Genomic DNA, 16649 nt, shown 5'->3' with positions numbered 1-16649 from the left:
TGGCGCTCAGGCGCCGTTTTCGCCGTTGTCGGGCAAAGCGGCCCGCAGATAACGCACCAGCTTCATCGCCGACTTCTGCGCCTGGCGCAGGGATTTGGCGGCTTCGTGCTGCTCCGGCAGCAGGGGCAAGGCGGCGTCCAGGTGCATGGCCACGCCGATGGCCAGGGCCAGGTTTCTCAGCTCGCTCTGGATGGGGCGCTCATTGACTGTCGGGTGCATGGCCTTTTCCTCCGGGGGCGGCGAATTCTGGAGGCGGGGACTGAGCAAGTCCTTAGGAAAAGTCTGGTAGCTCAAAAGGTTTTTCAGCCCGCGATAAGCGCAGCTTGACCGGCGGATGGCGGTGATAAGTGCCGTCATGGCGGCCGAGGTAAAAAGGCCGGCGGGCGCCGCGTCTGAAACCAGTGGATGAGCGCCCCTTGCCGCGCTTTGGGTAGTTCTGCAAGATTCGCGAAGTCTGGCCGGGTTCCCGGCTCGATAGCGTGGGAGACAGAGGGCGGTTTCGCTTCGCTACTCGAAGGGAAAGGGCGCCGCCCTTATTGCAGGAAAGCACTTACAGGGGGATTTATGAAACTACGAATGATGCTGCTGGCAGCAGGCTTGCTGCTGTCCGGCGTGGCGCAGGCTGGCCCGTATACCGACAAGCTGTCGCAATGCCTGGTCGGGAAAAGCACGATGGACGACCACGTGGTGATCGTGCAGTGGATGTTCGCGGCGATGTCGCGGCACCCGTCGGTGGCGCCCATGGGCTCGGTATCCGAAGACCAGGTCGACAAGGCCAACGCCCGCATGGCGCAGCTGTTCAGCCGCCTGCTGACCGAGACCTGCAAGGACGAGGCGAAAGCGGCCCTGAAGAACGAAGGCGACCTGGCCATGCAGCAGGGCTTCCAGGCGCTGGGGCAGGTGGCGGGGCGCGAGCTGTTTCTCAATCAGGACGTCGAGAAGAGCCTGACGGGTATGACGAAGTACATCGATGTGAAGAAAGTGGCGGAGTTGAGGAATCCCTGAGTTCCGGCGAATCCGCAACGCGTATCGCCCAACCGCTACCGCTGCGTCCGCATTGCATGATCATTCTCTTTGATCTAGCGTCGTCACTTGGCCCACGGGACCGCAGCGCTCCCTGGGTTTGAGGAGCCTCACGCAGCGCTGCTCATCAAGAGGGGACACCAATGAAAAGGATCTTGGGTGCCTTGGCGCTGGCCGCCATCGTGTTTGCCGTGCAGGCGGGCGACGCCGTCCCGGCAGGTGGTGGGATACACCAGCCTTATGCGAATGCGCCGGTCTGTCCGGAAGGGTGGACGGCGGTGCGGGTGAAAGAGAATGGGGTATGGACCTGGATTTGCGTGCCGGGTCCCGGCGGCTGATGGTCGATCAGGTTCTGAATAAAAAAGCCCCTTCGAAAGAGGGGGCTTTCTGTTTGCGGCGCCTGTGAACACTTCAGCGCCCGCAAGTCCGACACTTAAAATTCGTGAGAGAAGCTGATAAGTCTCTCCTCTGCCGTGGTCTCTTAATCATGGGAGCTGAGGATGAGTACCGACCGGGATACCGTGAGGTCTTATGACATGGCCGCGGCGGAATACGCTGCCGAGGCCGCGGCCATGCCCCCATGGGTCGCGATCGAAATCGATGCGTTCGTGGCCGCGCTGGGTGGCTCCGGAAGAGTGCTGGAGATCGGAAGCGGCGGCGGACGCGATGCGCTTGCGCTTGAGCTGAGGGGAATCAACGTCCGCCGCACCGATGTTTCGAACGGTTTCGTCGAACTGCTTCGCCGCAATGGTTTTGAGGCCGACCCGTTGGATCCATTGACCGACGACCTGGCCGACCCCCAACGTCCCGATTCGCCATACGACGGCATCTGGGCCTGCGCCTGCCTGATTCATGTGGCGCGCGAGGATTTCGGCACGGTGCTTCGACGGCTTGCAGGCGCAACCCGAATTGGCGGCCCACTGCACGTCTCAGTCAGAGACGGCGATGGCGAGAGTGTGTCTGCACACGGCAGCACGGCATCATCGCGGCGTTATGTCGAGACGTACTGGCGCGAGTCCGGCTTGCGGTCCGCGATCGCAGACGCCGGTTGGATAGTCGGCGAGATACGTCGTTGCATGGGCAGGCCCGATGATTGGTGGCTGAGTGTTCGGGCGAGTCGGGGATAGTCGGCGCGCACTCGCCCTTTGTCGCTGCGACGGAAACGAACATCCTGGGCATGTACAAGTTTGGCGCCAACTACCCCGGACTCGGGTCGCACGTACCAATGCGCCGGCGGTGGAGCTGTACAGGAAACTGGGCTTCGCTATCGTCGGCACCTTGCCGAAAGCCTTTCGCCACCAGCAGCTGGGGCTGGTGGATGCTTATGTCAGGCGGATCAAGTAGTCCCGGCAAGGGTGGCTATCTGTGAGCACCTTCACGGCAAACTCCGTTGCCAGCTGACGACCCCCGATTTGGACCGCTATCGATGAAAATGGCCCTGCAATGCGCGCTCTGCGAGACAACACTCACCGGCGCACTCTCCATCGTGTCCGAAAGAACGCCTGGCGCGCCCCAGGCCAAACATAAGGAAGGCGAGCCGCTTACCCCCTGCGGCGTAGCATTCGAGAGCTGGGAGCCGATAGAACGATCCTGCGGCGACACGCCAAGCGCACTGGAGTTTGTGCCGCAATTCTGGTTGAACCCAGATGATCTCAATGGATCCGTCCATAACACCAGCGACGTGAGTCGCCTCAATGGCTGCTGTGGCCTGGACGGCTGCGATGGCCTCAATCAGGTATGCCGGTGCGGCGCTGGCGTGGGCACGTTGCGTACCGACTGCTGGACACCAACGGTATTCATCCCCGACCCGAAGGGTACGAAGTGGACCCTGGCATGAAAACCCGCTCGCAATCCCATTTCAGCGCCTAGGCTGAGCAGCCCGGATACCCCCAAAAACATCCCCAAAGATGGCGAGATTCCAGGAGACGCCCTTGGACGTGGCTGGACGACAGGCATAAAAAAACCCGCATATTTGCGGGCTTTTCTTGAGTTTCCTGGATTCTGCTGGACGCCCTGGGACATCCTCTTGGTACCGGTGAGAGGACTCGAACCTCCACTCTGTCGCCAGAAGCGGATTTTGAGTCCGCCGCGTCTACCATTCCGCCACACCGGCATTGCAAGCGGGTGATTATGCCGGCTTCAGTGGACCGGGTCGAGACCCAGCTGGCGGTCGGTGCGCTCGTAGCACTGGGTGGCGCCGACCACGGGCTTGAAGATGGCGCAGTGGGTCATGGGGCCGGAATAGATGTGCAGGCTTACGGCGACGGCGTCATCGCTGGGGTTGCGGATGGTGTGGTACTCGTGCGGCGGGATCAGGCTGCCGGCGGAGCCGGGGCCGGCCTGGATCGAGCCGACGGGCTGGAAGCGCCACTGGTCGTTCTCGCCGGCCAGGCGCTCGTACTGCACCACTTCCAGGGCGCCGCTCCAGACGCCTTCCACGCACCACATGCCGCAATGGTCGTGGATGGGGGTGCCCTGGCCCGGGCCCCAGGTCATGGCGACCACGCAGTAGTCGTGGTCTTCGCTGCGGTAGAGCTCGCGGCGGGCGTAGCGGCCTTCGATGGTTTCGAAGACGCAGTCGGGGAGCTTCACTTCCTGGCCGCGGATCAGCTGGCACAGGCTGTTGCGCAGGCTGTCGGTGATCTCGTGCGTGCTGGGCTTGCTGACGGCAGTGTCGATGGCGTCGATAAGCTTGCGACAGCCGGGGAATTCCACGGTAAGCATGTGATTCTCGGGAAAGGCGTTGCGACAGGGCCGATCTTACCAGCCCGGGGGCGGGGCGGCGTCCAGGGCGTTCAGAGACGGCCCAGGAAGCCCCCGATGGCCCGGCTGTAATTCTCGATGTCGACCAGGAAGGCGTCGTGGCCCTGGGGCGAGTCCAGCGCCACGAATTCCACCTCGGCCCCGGCCGCCTCCAGCCCCTCGGCGATCTGCTCCTGCTGCTCCAGCGGGAACAAAATATCGGTGCTGACGCCGATCACCAGGGCCTGCTTCACGCGGATGCGCTTCAGCCCCGCCTGGATGCTGCCTTCGCCGTATTCGGAGATATCGAACCAGTCGCTGGCGCGCGACAGGTACAGGTAACTGTTGGGATCGAAGGTGCGCACGAAGCGCTGCGCATGGCCTTGCAGATACGACTCGACCTGGAACTCGAAGCCGAAGGGATCGTCGTCGCGCTGCTCCGCGTCCAGGCGGATGCGCGCGAAGCGGCCGTTCCATTCCATCGCCGAGCGGTAGGTGATCACGCCCAGCTTGCGCGCGATGCTCATGCCCGTTTCCGGGAAATGCGCGTCGTCGTAATGGCCGTTGTTCCACTGCGGATCAAGCCGGATCGCCTCGCGCTGCAGCGAGCGGATGGCAATGGCGAACGGCTGCGCCTGCGGCGCGGTGTCCACGCTGATATGCGTGCGCACGCTGCCGGGGTGCAGCAGCATGTAGGCCAGCGCGCTCATGCCGCCCATCGAGCAGCCGACCAGGCAGGCGAGCTGCTCGATGCCCAGCGAAGCCACCGCGCCGTGCGCGGCGTTCGCCACGTCTTCCAGCGCCAGCTCGGGGAAACTCAGGCGATACGGCTCGCCCGTGGCCGGATCGATCGACGCCGGGCAGGTCGAACCCTTGTCGCTGCCCAGCGAATTCACGCAGATCACGAACCAGCGGTCCGTATCGATCGCCTTGCCCGGCCCGATCATCGCCTCCCACCAGCCCGGCGAGGGATCGATTTCGTTCGACGCCGCATGCGCGCTCGGCGACAGGCCGGTGAGGATCAGCAGCGCATTGTCGCGCGCCGCGCTCAGCCTGCCCCAGGTTTCGAAGGCCACGCGCGCGCCGTGCAGCTCGCCGCCGCGCTTCATGCGGAAGGGGGAGGGAAGACTGAAATACTGCCGCGCGTCCTGGCTCATCGGCGAACCTTGTCGATTTCGATCTTGATCGGCGCCTTGCTCGCCACCTCGACCACGCCGGCATCGCCTTCCAGGTCGCCGGTCTGCGCGATGGCCTGGCCGCTGCGGCTGATGCGCGCGCCGACGAACACGCGCGCGGCGGAAGAGAGCCTCAGCTGCGGCGTCATGCCCATCGCGTCGGTGAGCGTCACCGTGGCGGGCAGGGCGGCGGCGTCCAGCCGGGCCACCGCCAGCGGCATCGGCGGGCCTTGTTCGGCGCGGGCGTAGACGAACAGCGTCTCACCCACTTTCACCTGATCCTTCAGCGCGGGCGCCAGCGTGACCTGCACTTGCAGCGCAGGGCCATCCGCCGTCACCGGCGTTCCCTGCGGCGCCGGCGGATGGCCTGCGCGCGTATCGGCCATGGCGATCTGTTCGGCCACGGCCTTCGCCACGGTGGAGCCGGGTTCCAGCATCGGCTGCAATTTGCGCCACGTAGTCGCGGCTTCCGCATAGCGGTCGTGCTGGAACTGGCTGATGCCGAGCAGCCACAGGCCGCGCTGGTTGTCCGGTTCCAGCTGCACGGCGCGTTCGAGCAGTTCGAGCGAGCGGCCTTCGATGTGGTGATCCTCGCGCACGATCGAATCCGACTCGGCCCAGCCCACCATCGCGGCGGTGTTGTCCGGCTGCAGGTTCAGCACCTGCTCGTACGCATCGCGCGCTTCGGCGGATTTGCGCAGGCTGGCGTAGGTCTGCGCCAGCAGCAGCCAGCCTTGGGCATCTTTCGGCTCGGCTTGCAGATGCGCCTGCAGTTCGGCCACGGCCTGCTCGATCGACATCGCCTCGGGCTGCTTCTGCACGCCGTTCAGCGCCACCGGCGTGCCGATCAGCAGATACAGCCCCACGGCGCCCAGCGGCAGCGCGAAGGCCACCAGCAGGGACAGCACGAAGACGCCGCGCGGGCGGCCCTGGCGGCGCCCCTGGCGGATCAGCGGCACCAGCAGCAGGGCGAGCGCCACGGCGATCATCGCCGCGGCGGCCAGGTAGAAAACGGGCTTCACCAATCGTCCCCTTCGTCGGTCGGGCTGCGCTCGTTCGCGCCGGTGCCGGCGGTGGCGGGCGCCGGCGCGCGGCTGCGCCGGCGGATGGTCACCACCACCACGGCGGCGCCGGCCAGCAGGATGGCCAGGGGGCCGAACCACAGCAGCAGCGTGCTGCCCTGCACCGGCGGGTCGTACAGCACGAAGTCGGAATAGCGGTCGACCAGGTACTGCTTGATCTCGGCGTCGCTCTTGCCCTGGCGCATCAGGTCGAACACCTGGTGGCGCAGGTCGCGCGCCAGGTCGGCGTTGGAGTCGGCGAGGTTTTCGTTCTGGCAGACCAGGCAGCGCAGTTCGCGCGTGAGGTGCTGGAAGCGCGTTTCCTCGGCGTGGTCCTTGAACGGCAGCGGGTCGATCGCCTGCGCGCTCAGCACGCCGCAGCACAGCGCCAAGACCAGCGCGAGGGCCAGAGCGAACGGCACACGGCGGAGCGCGGCGCTCATGGCGCTTCCTTGCGCAGCGCGGCGATTGCGGGCTTCAGTTCGCGCTCGATCACGTCCGGCGTCAGCGGCCCGATGCGCTTGTAGCGGATCACGCCCCTGGCATCGACCAGGAAGGTTTCCGGCGCGCCGTACACGCCGAAGTCGATGGCGGTGCGGCCTTCGCGGTCGGCGATGACCAGCCCGTAGGGATTGCCGTGGCGCGCCAGCCAGGCCTTGGCCTCGTCCGGCTCGTCCTTGTAGTTGTAGCCCACCAGCGGCACGCCGATGCGCTGGCCTTCGCTCATCAGCACCGGGTGCTCCTCGCCGCAGGCGACGCACCAGCTGGCGAACACGTTGATGAGGTAAGGCTTGCCGAGCATGGCCTCGCGCGTCACCGTCTGCGCCGGGTCGTCCAGTTTCGGCAGCGCATACGCCGGCGCGGGCTTGTTGATCAGCGGGGAGGGCACTTCGCGCTGGTCGTGGCGGGTATTCCACCAGATGCCGAACCCGAACAGCGCCACCAGCAGCAGGAAGCCGAAGAACGGAACCAGCCGGCTCATGCGTGCGACTCCCGCACCGGCGCAGCGAGTGCCGCCTCGGCTTCGCGGCGCAGGCGGAAGCGCTTGTCCGCCGCGCTGAAGAATCCGCCCAGCATCATCAGCAGGCCGCCTGCCCAGATCCAGCGCACGAACGGCTTGTGATACAGGCGCAGCGCCCAGGCGCCTTCCGGATCATTGCGATCCATCGGCTCGCCCAGCGCCACGTACAGGTCGCGCGTGACGCCCGCATCGATCGCCGATTCGGTCTGCACCTGGCCGCGCGTATAGGTGCGCTTCTGCGGATGCATCACCGCGATCTCGCGGCCGTTGCGCATGACGGTGACCGTGCCCTGGTCGCCCTGCCAGTTCGGGCCGTCGGCCACGTGCACGCCGTCGAAGCGGAAGTCGTAGCCGCCGATGCTCTGCGTCTGGCCCGGCGCCATGCGCACGTCGCGCTCCACGCTCAGCGCTTCGGTCAGCAGCACGCCGGCCAGGAACACGCCGACGCCGAAATGCGCCAGCAGCATGCCGGCCATCTCGGCCGGATAGCGGCGGCCGGCCGGCATCTCGCGCCAGCGCTTGATCACGTACAGCAGGGTGCCGACGCAGCACCACACGGCCGCCGCGGTACCGGCGATCGCCTTGAGCTCCCAGCCGGTGGCGAAGGCCGCGGCAATGGCGCAGGCCACGGCGGCCAGGCCTGCGCGCACGGCTACGTTCTTCAGCGGCGGCAGGCCGCCTTTCTCGCCCCAGCGCAGGTACGGGCCGAACGGCAGCAGCAGCACGATCGGGATCATCAGCAGGGTGAACAGGAAACCGAAGTAGGGCGGGCCCACCGAAATCTTGCCCAGGTTCAGCGCATCGCCCAGCAGCGGGAACAGCGTGCCCAGCAGCACCATCGCGGCGGCCACGGTCAGCATCAGGTTGCCGATCAGGATCGCCGTTTCGCGCGACACCACGCCAAAAGGTTTTCCGCCGGCCACCTTCGGCGCACGCAGCGCGTACAGCAGCAGCGAGCCGCCGACCACCACGGCCAGGAAGCACAGGATGAACAGGCCGCGCTTCGGGTCCGAAGCAAACGCATGCACCGACGTAAGCACGCCCGAGCGCACCAGGAAGGTGCCCAGCAGCGACAGCGAGAAGGCGAAGATCGACAGCAGGATGGTCCACGCGCGCAAGGCGCCGCGCTTCTCGGTCACCGCCTGCGCATGGATCAGCGCCGCGCCGACCAGCCACGGCATGAAGCTGGCGTTCTCCACCGGATCCCAGAACCACCAGCCGCCCCAGCCCAGCTCCGCATAGGCCCACCAGCTGCCCGCCACGATGCCGGCGGAAAGAAAACCCCAGGCCACGTTCGTCCACGGCCGCGCCCAGCGCACCCAGGCCTGTTCCAGTTCGCCGCCGAGCAGGGCGGCGATGGAGAACGCGAACGCCACCGAGAAGCCGACGTAGCCCATGTACAGCACGGGCGGATGGAAGGTCATGCCCGGGTCCTGCAGCACCGGATTCAGGTCGCCGCCATCCGGCGGCATCGGCAGCAGGCGCTCGAACGGGTTGGAGGTGAAGACGATGAAGGCGAGAAAGCCCACCGCGACCAGGCCGAGCACGCCGAGCACGCGCGCCACGAAGACGTCCGGCAGCTTGCGGCTGAAGGCAGCCAGCGCCACCGTCCACAGGTTGAGGATGAAGATCCACAGCAGCAGCGAGCCTTCGTGCGCGCCCCACACCGCGGCCAGCCGGTAATACCAGGGCAGGGCGAGGTTGGAGTTGTCGGCGACGTAGCGCACCGAGAAATCGAAATGCAGGAAGGCCCAGCTCAGCACGCCGAAGGCCATTGCCACGAACACCGCCTGGCCGGCCGCGGCGGGACGCGCCACCGCCATCAGCGCGCCGTTGCCGCGCCAGGCGCCGAGCAGCGGCAGCACGCCCTGCGCCAGCGCCAGCAGCAAAGCGAGAATCAGCGCCAGTTGCCCCAGTTCCGGCGTCATCGCGGCTTGTCCTGCGCGGCGGCTTCGTTGATGGGCTTGCCCTGGTGCGCCTTGGCCATGGCGTCCTTCAGTTCCTTCGGCATGTAGGTCTCGTCGTGCTTGGCCAGCACTTCGGTGGCGATGAAGCGCGCGTTGTCCATATGGCCGGTGGCGATCACCGACTGATTGTCGCGGAACAGGTCGGGCAGGATGCCGTTGTATTCCACCGGCATCGCGCCGGTGGCGTCGATCACCGTGAAGGTCACCTTGAGCGAATCGGCGGCGCGCTGGATCGAGCCAGCCTTCACCATGCCGCCCAGGCGGAAGTTCTTGTACTGGCCGGCCTCGCCCGACTGCACCTGGCTGGGGGTGAACAGGTAGTTCATGTTCTGCTGCAGGGCGAACACCGTGAGGCCGATGGCCACGGTGGCGGCGGCCAGAACCAGGAGCACGATGGTGAGCCGGCGCTTGCGAGCGGGGTTCATGGGGGTGGGATTCATGGAATAACTCTGCGTCGCCCAATCAGCGTAGGTGTCAGGACGACGGCGTCGGGTTGCGTTGCTGGCGCGCGCCCTGGCGCGCCAGGCGGGCGCGCAGTTCGCGCAGCTGGCGGCGCCGGCGGATGCCCGGGGCCAGGAAGTCGGCGATCAGCACGATGAAGAACACCGCATACGCCGGCCACACGTAGGCGGCATAGCCGCCCATGGCGAAGAACTGGCTCATCGGCCCGCCTCCGCTTCGGCGATCTGCCTGACCCAGTCCTTGCCGCTTTCTAGCGCCAGCAGGTCGGCGCGCACGCGGCCGAACAGGCTGGCGATGTAATAGAACTTGGTGGCGGCCATCATGGTGAGCAGCGGCCACAGCATGTCGCCGCTCATCTTCGAGGGGCCGAGGATGCGCACGGTGGAACCCTGGTGCAGCGTGTTCCACCAGTTCACCGAGAAATGCACGATCGGCACGTTGACGATGCCGATCAGGGCCAGGAAGGCCGCGGCGCGCGCGCCTTGCCGGCGATCCTCGAAGGCGTGGTACAGGCCGATCACGCCCAGGTACAGGAACAGCAGCACCAGCTCGGAAGTCAGGCGCGCGTCCCAGGTCCACCAGGTGCCCCACATCGGCTTGCCCCACAGCGAGCCGGTGACCAGGGTGACGAAGGTGAAGGCCGCGCCGATCGGCGCCGATTCCATCGCCACCACTTCGGCCAGCTTGATCCGCCACACCAGGGCGATGAACGAGGCCAGCGCCATCACGCCGTAGATGAAGAGGCTCATCCAGGCACTGGGCACGTGGATGAAGATGATGCGGTAGGCGTCGCCCTGCTGGTAATCGGCCGGTGCCAGCACCAGGCCGCCGTACAGCGCGGCCATGCCCAGCAGCAGCGCCAGCGCCAGCGCCCACGGCCGCAGGGTGCCGGCGAAGCGGTAGAAGATCGGCGGCGAGCCGAGCTTGTGCAGCCACAGCGGAATCCAGTTGGCCATGTGTCAGGCATCCAGGGCGATACGTAGGGCGGCGGCGCAGGCCAGCGGCGCGAGCACCAGGGCCATGGCCAGCGCGGCGCCCAGCCAGGCGACGGGAGCGAGCCAGGGCAACCCCTGTTGAGCCGCGGAAACCGCGCCGGCGGCGAAGATGACCACCGGCACGCAAAGCGGCAGCAGCATCAGCGCCAGGAGCATACCAGAGCGCCGTGTGCCGGCCGTCAGCGCCACCAGGATGGCGCCGAGCAGGCTGAGCAGCGGCGTGGCCAGCAGCAGCGCCAGCAGCAGCACGGACATCGCCGCGCCCGGCAGGTGCAGCATGCCGGCCAGCAGCGGGGCGATCACGATCAGCGGCAGGGCGGTGGTGATCCAGTGCGCCAGGATCTTCATGCCCAGCATCAGCGCCAGCGGCTGCGGCGCGAGCACCAGCTGTTCCAGCGAGCCGTCTTCGATATCGCCGCGGAACATCGCATCCAGCGCCAGCAGCATGGCCAGCAGCACGGTGACCAGCACCACGCCGCCGGCGATCCGCTGCAGCAGCGCTTCTTCCGGGCCCAGCGCGAACGGGAACAGGGTGGCGACGATCAGCGCGTACAGCACCGGCATGGCGATATCGCCGCGCCGGCGCCAGGCCAGTACCAGGTCGCGGCGCAGCACGGCGGCGCAGGCGGCGGCGAGCGGCGGGCGGCTCATGCGTGCATCCGGATGCGGCGCGGCGCGCCGTCCAGGAAGCTCACCGCGCCATGGCTGGTGACCAGGGCCGCGCCGCCGCGCGCGGCATGCTGCGCGAGCAGGCCGTTGACCATTTCGATGCCGCTGCGGTCGAGGTTGGCGTAGGGCTCGTCGAGCAGCCACAGCGTGGCCGGCAGCAGCAGCAGGCGCACCAGCGCGGCGCGTTTCTTCTGGCCGGCGGAGAGGCGGCGCACCGGTTCGTCCTCGTAGCCGGCCAGGCCGATCTGGCGCAGCGCATCGGCGGGAGCCAGCCCGTCGCGGCGGCCGTACAGGCCGGCGGCCACGGCCAGGTTCTCGCGCGGGCTGAGGTCGCCCTTCAGGCCCAGGTGGTGGCCGAGGAACAGGATGTCGCCCAGGTGCGCGTCGCCCTGCCAGGGCTCGCCGCGCCAGCTCAGCTCGCCTTCGTCCACGTGCAGCAGGCCGGCCAGGATGCGCAGCAAGGTGGTCTTGCCGCTGCCGTTGTCGCCTTCGACCAGGGCGATCTCGCCGGCGCCGACGCTGAAGTCCAGCGGGCCGAACACGGGTTCGTCCTGGCGACGGAAGGCAAGCGCCCTCGCTTGCAGGAGCGCGGGCCGGGCGGGCGGGGCGGTCATCCGGGTGATTGTCCAAAAACGTCGATAAGGTTGTCCATGCGGCGCAACCGCGCTGGCGCGCGTGCGTCCGGGGCGTGCACGTAGGCGTGCTGGCCGAAGCGATGGGCCAGCGCGTCCAGCGCGGCGGCGCCGGGGCCGCTGACGAACAGGCTGGCTTCGCGCCAGCCCGCGCCCGTACCGATACCGGCAAGGATTGCTGCAATGTCCGGCAGTTCGCGCAGCGCAGCCAGCAACGCCCGCTGCGCCTGGCGATTCTGCTGGCGCGGCAGCGGCGACGAGGCGGGATTCCATGCCGTGATGAACCCCCACGGCCGCACACCCGTCAGCGCGGCCAGCGCCGCCGGCAGCGGCGCGCCGATCTGGATCGAGGCCCAGCCGCCGCGCGCGAGCCGTACCCGGTAATCGGTGGCGAGGTAGGCGGCGAGCAGCCGCTCATCCATGCCGCAGGCTGGGCAGCGGCGGCAGGGTGGCTTGCAGGGCGGTGACGGCGGCGTCCAGGTCGACGCTGCGCGGGTCGGTCGAACCGCGCAGCAATTGCTGCAGCAATTGGTCCTGCGCGCGGCCGCGGTCGTAGGCGTAGGCGTACGGCAGGTGGGTGAAGGTGACCATGCGGTAGCGCGCCATGAAATGCTGCGGCGCGCGCTCGGCCAGCAGCAGGCCGAGTTCGCGCTTGGCCAGGTAATGCGGGTCGGCCACCGAGTCGCGCATCTCGATGTAGTTCTCCAGCGCCATCGCGGCGATCGCGTTGGCATTGGGCTGGCGCACGCGCTGGAACTCGGCGAAGGCGTCGGCCACGTCGTGCGGCGCTTCGGCGAGCAGGGCGGCGAGTGCCACGGTGTCTTCGAAGCCGCAGTTCATGCCCTGGCCGTGGAACGGCACGATGGCGTGCGCGGCGTCGCCGATCAGCAGGGCGCGGCCGTCGAGATGCCAGCGGTCCAGGTACAGCGTGGACAGCGTGCCGACCGGATGGCTGCCGTAGTCCTCGGCGAAGTCGGGGATCAAGGGCAGCAGGTCGGGGAAGTCGTCGCGGAAGAACGCCTCCGCGGCGCCGGCATCAGCCACCGTGGCGAAGCTCGGATGCGCGCCCTGCGCCGGCAGGAACAGAGTGACGGTGAAGCTGCCCTCGGTATTGGGCAGGGCGATGCACATATAGCCGCCGCGCGGCCAGATATGCAGCGCATGCGGCTCCAGCGCGAACTGGTCGTGGCCGCCGCTGTCGCCGAGCAGGCTGGCCGGCAGCTGGCCGGCGGGCGGAATCTCCAGTTCCTTGTAGGCGTGGCCCAGCGGTTCGACGCGCTCGCCCAGCGGGCGGTACGCATGCATCGCGGCGCGCAGCGCGGAGCCGGCGCCGTCGGCGCCGATCAGCACGCCGGCGTCGATGCTGCGCTCGTTGCCCTGTTCGTCGGCCAGGCGCACGCGCCGCGCATCGAAATCCGCCGCCACCAGCGACTGCCCGAAATGGAAGCGCACGCCGGCGGCTTCGGCCGCATCCAGCAGCAGCATGTTCAGCGCGCCGCGCGAGACCGACCAGATCACCTCGCTGTCGTCCACGCCGTAGCGCTGCAGGCCGGAGCGGCCATCGCGGGTGTGCACCATGCGGCCGCGCATCATCACCGCGCGCGCCAGCACGTCGTCGGCCAGGCCGGCGGTGCGCAGCGCCTGCAGGCCGCGTTCGGCCAGGGCCAGGTTGATCGAGCGCCCGCCGACGAAACCCGCGCGGCGCGGATCGGGGCGCTTTTCGTAGACGTCGACCGGAAAACCGCGGCGGGCCAGCTGCTGGGCGAGCAGGGCGCCCACCAGGCCGCCGCCGATAAGGGTGATGGAAGGCTGCTGCGTCGACGCCATGGGCTGTTCCGTCGGTCGGATCGCGGGACTTTATCAGGCGTGCTTCAGAAGCTCATGAAATAGCCGCCGTTGACCGGCAGGTTGGCGCCGGTGATGTAGCCGGCGTCGTCCGCGGCGAGGAAGCACACCGCGCGGGCGATGTCGCCGGGCGAGCCGAGCCGGCCCACCGGGATGTCTTCGATGATCTGCGCGCGGATCTCGGCCGGCACCTTGGCCACCAGCGGCGTATCGCAATAGCCTGGCGACACCGTATTGACGGTAACGCCCTTGCGCGCCGTCTCGCGCGCCAGCGCCATGCCGAAGCCATGCACGCCGGCCTTGGCCGCGGCGTAGTTGGTCTGGCCGAACTGGCCGGTCTGGCCGTTCACCGAACTGAGGTTGACGATGCGGCCGAAGCCGCGCGCGCTCATGCCTTCGACCACGTTGCGGCACATGTTGAAGACGCCGTCGAGGTTCACCCGCATCAGCTCGTGCCATTGCTGCGGATCCATCTTGCGCAGCGTGGTGTCGCGGGTGATGCCGGCGGCGTTGACCAGCACGTCCACGCTGCCGTGGGCGGCTTCGACGCGCTGGATCAGCTCGTTGCAGCTGGCGAAGTCGCTGACGTCCACCGGCTCGAAGCGGATGGCGCCGTCGAGGTCGGCCAGTTCGGCCTGGAAGGCCTCCACGCGTTCGGCGCGGGCGGGCAGGTCGGCGGCGATCACCTGGCGGCCGGCCAGGGCCAGCTGGCGGCAGATTTCGGTGCCCAGGCCGCCGATGCCGCCTGTAACGATGGCGATACGAGTCATGTGGCGCTCACTCGATCATGCCGCACGGCAGCACGTGCTGTGCCGCAGCGGCTGTTGCAAGGAGAAGCGCCGGCGCCAGCGGGGCGCCGGCGCGGGAGAGGGGCGTGACTTACTTCTTGCCGGGGCCGGGCTTGGCCGGGTTGGAAGCCTGGCTGGCGGCGTCGAGCAGGCCGCTCTGCATGGACTTCCATGCATCCATGTTGCGCTGGGTGAGGTCGTTGAGCATCGACCAGGGCGTCTGGCCCAGCAGGCTGTTGAGCTGGTTGCGGAACTGCTGCTGCTGGTCGAGGAAGACCTGCAGGCTGCGCTCCAGATAAGGACCCATGAAGCCCTGCAGCGAATCGCCGTAGAACCGGATGATCTGGCTCAGCAGCTGCGGCGAGAGCATCGGCTGGCCCTTTTCCTCGTGCTCGGAAATGATCTGCAGCAGCACGGAGCGGGTCAGGTCCTCGCCGGATTTGGCGTCGCGGACTTCGAAGGTTTCGCCGTCGAGGACGAGCTGACGGACTTCTTCCAGCGTGATGTAGCTGGAGATCTCCGTGTCGTACAAGCGACGGTTCGGATACTTCTTGATGATGCGGATCGTTTGTGCCATGCGGCGGAAACTACCAGAACGTATTGCGCCGCACCAGTCGCGCCCGGCACGGTTTTGCTGCACTTTTCCGGTGCAGCAAATTTGGATCGATCTTGCCCGGGCAGTGGTCTGCTAGTGCTCAATCAATGGTCTGCTAGTGGCCTGCCGCACCGCCCGCGCTGCCGAACGGCGGCCTGGCGAACCAGATCATCGGGATCAGCGCCAGGAACAGCAGCGCGCACAGCCAGAACACGTCGTTCACCGCCAGGGTCAGCGCTTCGCGCGTCAGCACCTGGTCGACCACGCCCAGCCCGCGCGTGCCTGAGAGACCGCCCTGGGCCAGTCCCTGCAGATAGTGCGTGGCGGCCGGATGGGCCGGCGATACGTTCTCGGTGAGGATGGCGTGGTGGAATTCGCCACGGTGCTGCCAGATCGTCACCGTCACCGCGGTCGACACGCTCGAACCCATGGTGCGGCAGAAATTGGCCAGGCCCGAGGCGCTGGCGATCTGGTCGCCCGGCAGGCCGGCCAGGTAGATCTGGTTGAGCGGAATGAAGAAGCAGGCGATGCCCGCGCCCATCACGAAGCGCGGCAGCACCAGGGTGGCGAACGAGGCGGAGCTGTCGAAGGTGGAAAACCACCACGAGGTGCCGGCGAAGATCAGGAACGCCGCCGTCACCACCATGCGCAAATCCATGCGGTTGATGTTGGCGCCGATCACCGGCGACATCAGGAACGCCAGGATGCCCACCGGCGCGGTGGCCAGGCCCGCCCACGTCGCCGTGTAGCCCAGCGTGGTCTGCAGCCACAGCGGGAACACCACGTTGATGCCGAAGAACGCCATCATGCCCAGCGACAGCGCGACCACGCCCACGGTGAAGTTGCGCCGCTTGAACAGCGACAGGTCCACCACCGGATGCCTGGCGTGCATCTCCCACACGATCAGGAACACGATGCAGACCAGGGCGGTGATGCCCAGCACGGTGATCAGGGTGGAGGAGAACCAGTCGTTGTCGTTGCCGTTGTCCAGCATGAACTGCAGGCAGCCCACGCCCACCACCAGCAGCACCAGGCCGACCAGGTCGATCGGGGTCTTGAAGGTCTTGGTCTCGCGCTTGCGCAGCAGGGCCCAGGTGATCACCGCCGCCAGCGCGCCCACCGGCACGTTGATGTAGAAGATCCACGGCCAGGAGAAATTGTCGGTCAGCCAGCCGCCCAGGATGGGGCCGAAGATCGGCGCCACCACCACGGTCATCGCCCACATCGCCAGCGCGATGCCTTGCTTGGCCTTCGGATAGCTGGACAGCAGCAGGGTCAGCGACAGCGCCACCATCGGGCCGGAGCCGGCGCCCTGCAGCAGGCGCGCGATCACCAGCATCGGCATGCTGGTGGCCAGGCCGCACAGCATCGAGAACACCACGAACAGGCCGACCGAGGCGATAAAGGTCTTCACTTCGCCGAAGCGCCGCGCCAGCCAGCCGGTGAGCGGCTGCATGATCGCGCTGGCCAGCGCGTAGGAGCTGATCGTCCAGGTGCCTTCGCTGGAGCTCACGCCGAGGCTGCCGGCGATGTGCGGCACCGCGACGTTGACGATGGTCATGTCCAGCACCTCCATGAAGGTGCTGAACGCGACGGCGATGGTCAGCAGGACGAGCGCGCCGCCCTGCAGGGGTTTCAGCGGAGCGGCGTCGTTTGGCGTGGCGGCCATGGCTG

Annotated in this window: 20 protein-coding genes, 1 tRNA gene and 1 pseudogene; 4 read left to right on the top strand and 18 right to left on the bottom strand. The window is 67.5% G+C overall.

What is annotated here, in order from left to right; all coding sequences use genetic code 11:
* Nucleotides 1–6: 6 nt before the first annotated feature.
* A complete protein-coding gene (locus FHW85_RS05380; protein WP_168647592.1) occupies nt 7–219 on the bottom strand; it encodes a hypothetical protein in 213 nt (70 codons plus the stop codon).
* Between the two features lie 345 nt (nt 220–564).
* Here FHW85_RS05380 and FHW85_RS05375 point away from each other — a divergent pair, with 345 nt between their 5' ends.
* The 4 genes and pseudogenes from FHW85_RS05375 (at nt 565) to FHW85_RS05360 (ending at nt 2860) form a co-directional block, all read left to right on the top strand.
* On the top strand, nt 565–1005 hold the full coding sequence (locus FHW85_RS05375) for a hypothetical protein (protein WP_167257518.1): 441 nt from the start codon (nt 565–567) through the stop codon (nt 1003–1005).
* Nucleotides 1006–1523: 518 nt separating this feature from the next.
* A complete protein-coding gene (locus FHW85_RS05370; RefSeq protein ID WP_168647591.1) occupies nt 1524–2150 on the top strand; it encodes a class I SAM-dependent methyltransferase in 627 nt (208 codons plus the stop codon).
* 94 nt (nt 2151–2244) lie between these two features.
* Nucleotides 2245–2367: pseudogene (locus FHW85_RS22540) on the top strand (GNAT family N-acetyltransferase); the annotation flags it as partial.
* Between the two features lie 82 nt (nt 2368–2449).
* The gene (locus FHW85_RS05360; protein ID WP_168647590.1) at nt 2450–2860 is read left to right on the top strand and encodes a hypothetical protein; all 411 of its coding nucleotides are present in this window, start codon (nt 2450–2452) and stop codon (nt 2858–2860) included.
* Nucleotides 2861–3050: 190 nt separating this feature from the next.
* Here FHW85_RS05360 and FHW85_RS05355 read toward each other — a convergent pair.
* From FHW85_RS05355 to FHW85_RS05275, 17 genes are all read right to left on the bottom strand, one after another.
* Nucleotides 3051–3136, bottom strand: a tRNA-Leu gene (locus FHW85_RS05355).
* Nucleotides 3137–3162: 26 nt separating this feature from the next.
* The gene (locus tag FHW85_RS05350; protein ID WP_167257546.1) at nt 3163–3747 is read right to left on the bottom strand and encodes a cysteine dioxygenase family protein; all 585 of its coding nucleotides are present in this window, start codon (nt 3745–3747) and stop codon (nt 3163–3165) included.
* A 71-nt stretch (nt 3748–3818) separates the two neighbouring features.
* The gene (locus FHW85_RS05345) at nt 3819–4922 is read right to left on the bottom strand and encodes a homoserine O-acetyltransferase (protein ID WP_168647589.1); all 1104 of its coding nucleotides are present in this window, start codon (nt 4920–4922) and stop codon (nt 3819–3821) included.
* Complete coding sequence (locus tag FHW85_RS05340) at nt 4919–5962, bottom strand: tetratricopeptide repeat protein (RefSeq protein WP_168647588.1); 1044 nt, start codon at nt 5960–5962, stop codon at nt 4919–4921. The genes FHW85_RS05345 and FHW85_RS05340 overlap by 4 nt, the downstream gene beginning before the upstream one ends.
* Entirely contained in the window at nt 5959–6444 is a 486-nt protein-coding gene (locus FHW85_RS05335) for a cytochrome c-type biogenesis protein (RefSeq protein WP_168647587.1), read from the bottom strand. The genes FHW85_RS05340 and FHW85_RS05335 overlap by 4 nt, the downstream gene beginning before the upstream one ends.
* Nucleotides 6441–6983, bottom strand: a complete 543-nt coding sequence (locus FHW85_RS05330; RefSeq protein WP_168647586.1) for a DsbE family thiol:disulfide interchange protein — start codon at nt 6981–6983, stop codon at nt 6441–6443. The genes FHW85_RS05335 and FHW85_RS05330 overlap by 4 nt, the downstream gene beginning before the upstream one ends.
* Nucleotides 6980–8950 (bottom strand): heme lyase CcmF/NrfE family subunit, encoded by a 1971-nt coding sequence (locus FHW85_RS05325; protein ID WP_168647585.1) that lies wholly within the window; start codon nt 8948–8950, stop codon nt 6980–6982. The genes FHW85_RS05330 and FHW85_RS05325 overlap by 4 nt, the downstream gene beginning before the upstream one ends.
* Nucleotides 8947–9414 (bottom strand): cytochrome c maturation protein CcmE, encoded by a 468-nt coding sequence (ccmE, locus tag FHW85_RS05320; RefSeq protein ID WP_168647712.1) that lies wholly within the window; start codon nt 9412–9414, stop codon nt 8947–8949. The genes FHW85_RS05325 and ccmE overlap by 4 nt, the downstream gene beginning before the upstream one ends.
* Before the next feature lie 49 nt (nt 9415–9463).
* Nucleotides 9464–9652 carry a heme exporter protein CcmD gene (gene ccmD / locus FHW85_RS05315; protein WP_167257553.1) on the bottom strand — a complete coding sequence of 63 codons (189 nt, stop codon included), beginning with the start codon at nt 9650–9652 and terminating at the stop codon, nt 9464–9466.
* Nucleotides 9649–10407, bottom strand: coding sequence for a heme ABC transporter permease (locus FHW85_RS05310; RefSeq protein ID WP_168647584.1), 759 nt, complete (start codon nt 10405–10407; stop codon nt 9649–9651). Before FHW85_RS05310 ends, ccmD begins: the two co-directional genes overlap by 4 nt.
* 3 nt (nt 10408–10410) lie before the next feature.
* Nucleotides 10411–11097 carry a heme exporter protein CcmB gene (gene ccmB, locus FHW85_RS05305; protein WP_167257555.1) on the bottom strand — a complete coding sequence of 229 codons (687 nt, stop codon included), beginning with the start codon at nt 11095–11097 and terminating at the stop codon, nt 10411–10413.
* On the bottom strand, nt 11094–11729 hold the full coding sequence (gene ccmA / locus FHW85_RS05300; RefSeq protein WP_168647583.1) for a cytochrome c biogenesis heme-transporting ATPase CcmA: 636 nt from the start codon (nt 11727–11729) through the stop codon (nt 11094–11096). Before ccmA ends, ccmB begins: the two co-directional genes overlap by 4 nt.
* Entirely contained in the window at nt 11726–12169 is a 444-nt protein-coding gene (locus tag FHW85_RS05295; protein WP_168647582.1) for a DUF3293 domain-containing protein, read from the bottom strand. The genes ccmA and FHW85_RS05295 overlap by 4 nt, the downstream gene beginning before the upstream one ends.
* Nucleotides 12162–13574, bottom strand: a complete 1413-nt coding sequence (locus FHW85_RS05290; RefSeq protein ID WP_167257558.1) for an NAD(P)/FAD-dependent oxidoreductase — start codon at nt 13572–13574, stop codon at nt 12162–12164. Before FHW85_RS05290 ends, FHW85_RS05295 begins: the two co-directional genes overlap by 8 nt.
* A gap of 44 nt (nt 13575–13618) precedes the next feature.
* Nucleotides 13619–14362: an acetoacetyl-CoA reductase gene (gene phbB / locus FHW85_RS05285; protein WP_167257559.1), complete on the bottom strand. Its 744-nt coding sequence runs from the start codon at nt 14360–14362 to the stop codon at nt 13619–13621.
* A gap of 109 nt (nt 14363–14471) precedes the next feature.
* Nucleotides 14472–14957, bottom strand: a complete 486-nt coding sequence (phaR, locus tag FHW85_RS05280; protein WP_167257560.1) for a polyhydroxyalkanoate synthesis repressor PhaR — start codon at nt 14955–14957, stop codon at nt 14472–14474.
* 133 nt (nt 14958–15090) lie between these two features.
* Nucleotides 15091–16644, bottom strand: a complete 1554-nt coding sequence (locus FHW85_RS05275; protein WP_168647581.1) for a DHA2 family efflux MFS transporter permease subunit — start codon at nt 16642–16644, stop codon at nt 15091–15093.
* Between the last annotated feature and the right edge of the window lie 5 nt (nt 16645–16649).

The sequence above is a fragment of the Dyella sp. SG609 genome, assembly GCF_012275375.1.
In the GTDB taxonomy this organism is placed as follows: domain Bacteria; phylum Pseudomonadota; class Gammaproteobacteria; order Xanthomonadales; family Rhodanobacteraceae; genus Dyella_D; species Dyella_D marensis.
Note: the sequence above shows the minus strand (reverse complement) of the source record. Positions and strands in the feature narration are given on the sequence as shown.

Excerpts from the sequence above, each read along its gene's own strand:
- phaR (WP_167257560.1), bottom strand. The coding sequence starts at position 14,957 with ATGGCACAAACGATCCGCATCATCAAGAAGTATCCGAACCGTCGCTTG.
- FHW85_RS05350 (WP_167257546.1), bottom strand. The coding sequence starts at position 3,747 with ATGCTTACCGTGGAATTCCCCGGCTGTCGCAAGCTTATCGACGCCATC.
- FHW85_RS05370 (WP_168647591.1), top strand. The coding sequence starts at position 1,524 with ATGAGTACCGACCGGGATACCGTGAGGTCTTATGACATGGCCGCGGCG.
- FHW85_RS05295 (WP_168647582.1), bottom strand. The coding sequence starts at position 12,169 with ATGGATGAGCGGCTGCTCGCCGCCTACCTCGCCACCGATTACCGGGTA.
- FHW85_RS05345 (WP_168647589.1), bottom strand. The coding sequence starts at position 4,922 with ATGAGCCAGGACGCGCGGCAGTATTTCAGTCTTCCCTCCCCCTTCCGC.
- FHW85_RS05290 (WP_167257558.1), bottom strand. The coding sequence starts at position 13,574 with ATGGCGTCGACGCAGCAGCCTTCCATCACCCTTATCGGCGGCGGCCTG.
- FHW85_RS05275 (WP_168647581.1), bottom strand. The coding sequence starts at position 16,644 with ATGGCCGCCACGCCAAACGACGCCGCTCCGCTGAAACCCCTGCAGGGC.
- ccmD (WP_167257553.1), bottom strand. The coding sequence starts at position 9,652 with ATGAGCCAGTTCTTCGCCATGGGCGGCTATGCCGCCTACGTGTGGCCG.
- ccmE (WP_168647712.1), bottom strand. The coding sequence starts at position 9,414 with ATGAACCCCGCTCGCAAGCGCCGGCTCACCATCGTGCTCCTGGTTCTG.
- FHW85_RS05360 (WP_168647590.1), top strand. The coding sequence starts at position 2,450 with ATGAAAATGGCCCTGCAATGCGCGCTCTGCGAGACAACACTCACCGGC.
- FHW85_RS05335 (WP_168647587.1), bottom strand. The coding sequence starts at position 6,444 with ATGAGCGCCGCGCTCCGCCGTGTGCCGTTCGCTCTGGCCCTCGCGCTG.
- FHW85_RS05310 (WP_168647584.1), bottom strand. The coding sequence starts at position 10,407 with ATGGCCAACTGGATTCCGCTGTGGCTGCACAAGCTCGGCTCGCCGCCG.
- phbB (WP_167257559.1), bottom strand. The coding sequence starts at position 14,362 with ATGACTCGTATCGCCATCGTTACAGGCGGCATCGGCGGCCTGGGCACC.
- FHW85_RS05330 (WP_168647586.1), bottom strand. The coding sequence starts at position 6,983 with ATGAGCCGGCTGGTTCCGTTCTTCGGCTTCCTGCTGCTGGTGGCGCTG.
- FHW85_RS05325 (WP_168647585.1), bottom strand. The coding sequence starts at position 8,950 with ATGACGCCGGAACTGGGGCAACTGGCGCTGATTCTCGCTTTGCTGCTG.
- ccmA (WP_168647583.1), bottom strand. The coding sequence starts at position 11,729 with ATGACCGCCCCGCCCGCCCGGCCCGCGCTCCTGCAAGCGAGGGCGCTT.
- ccmB (WP_167257555.1), bottom strand. The coding sequence starts at position 11,097 with ATGAGCCGCCCGCCGCTCGCCGCCGCCTGCGCCGCCGTGCTGCGCCGC.
- FHW85_RS05375 (WP_167257518.1), top strand. The coding sequence starts at position 565 with ATGAAACTACGAATGATGCTGCTGGCAGCAGGCTTGCTGCTGTCCGGC.
- FHW85_RS05380 (WP_168647592.1), bottom strand. The coding sequence starts at position 219 with ATGCACCCGACAGTCAATGAGCGCCCCATCCAGAGCGAGCTGAGAAAC.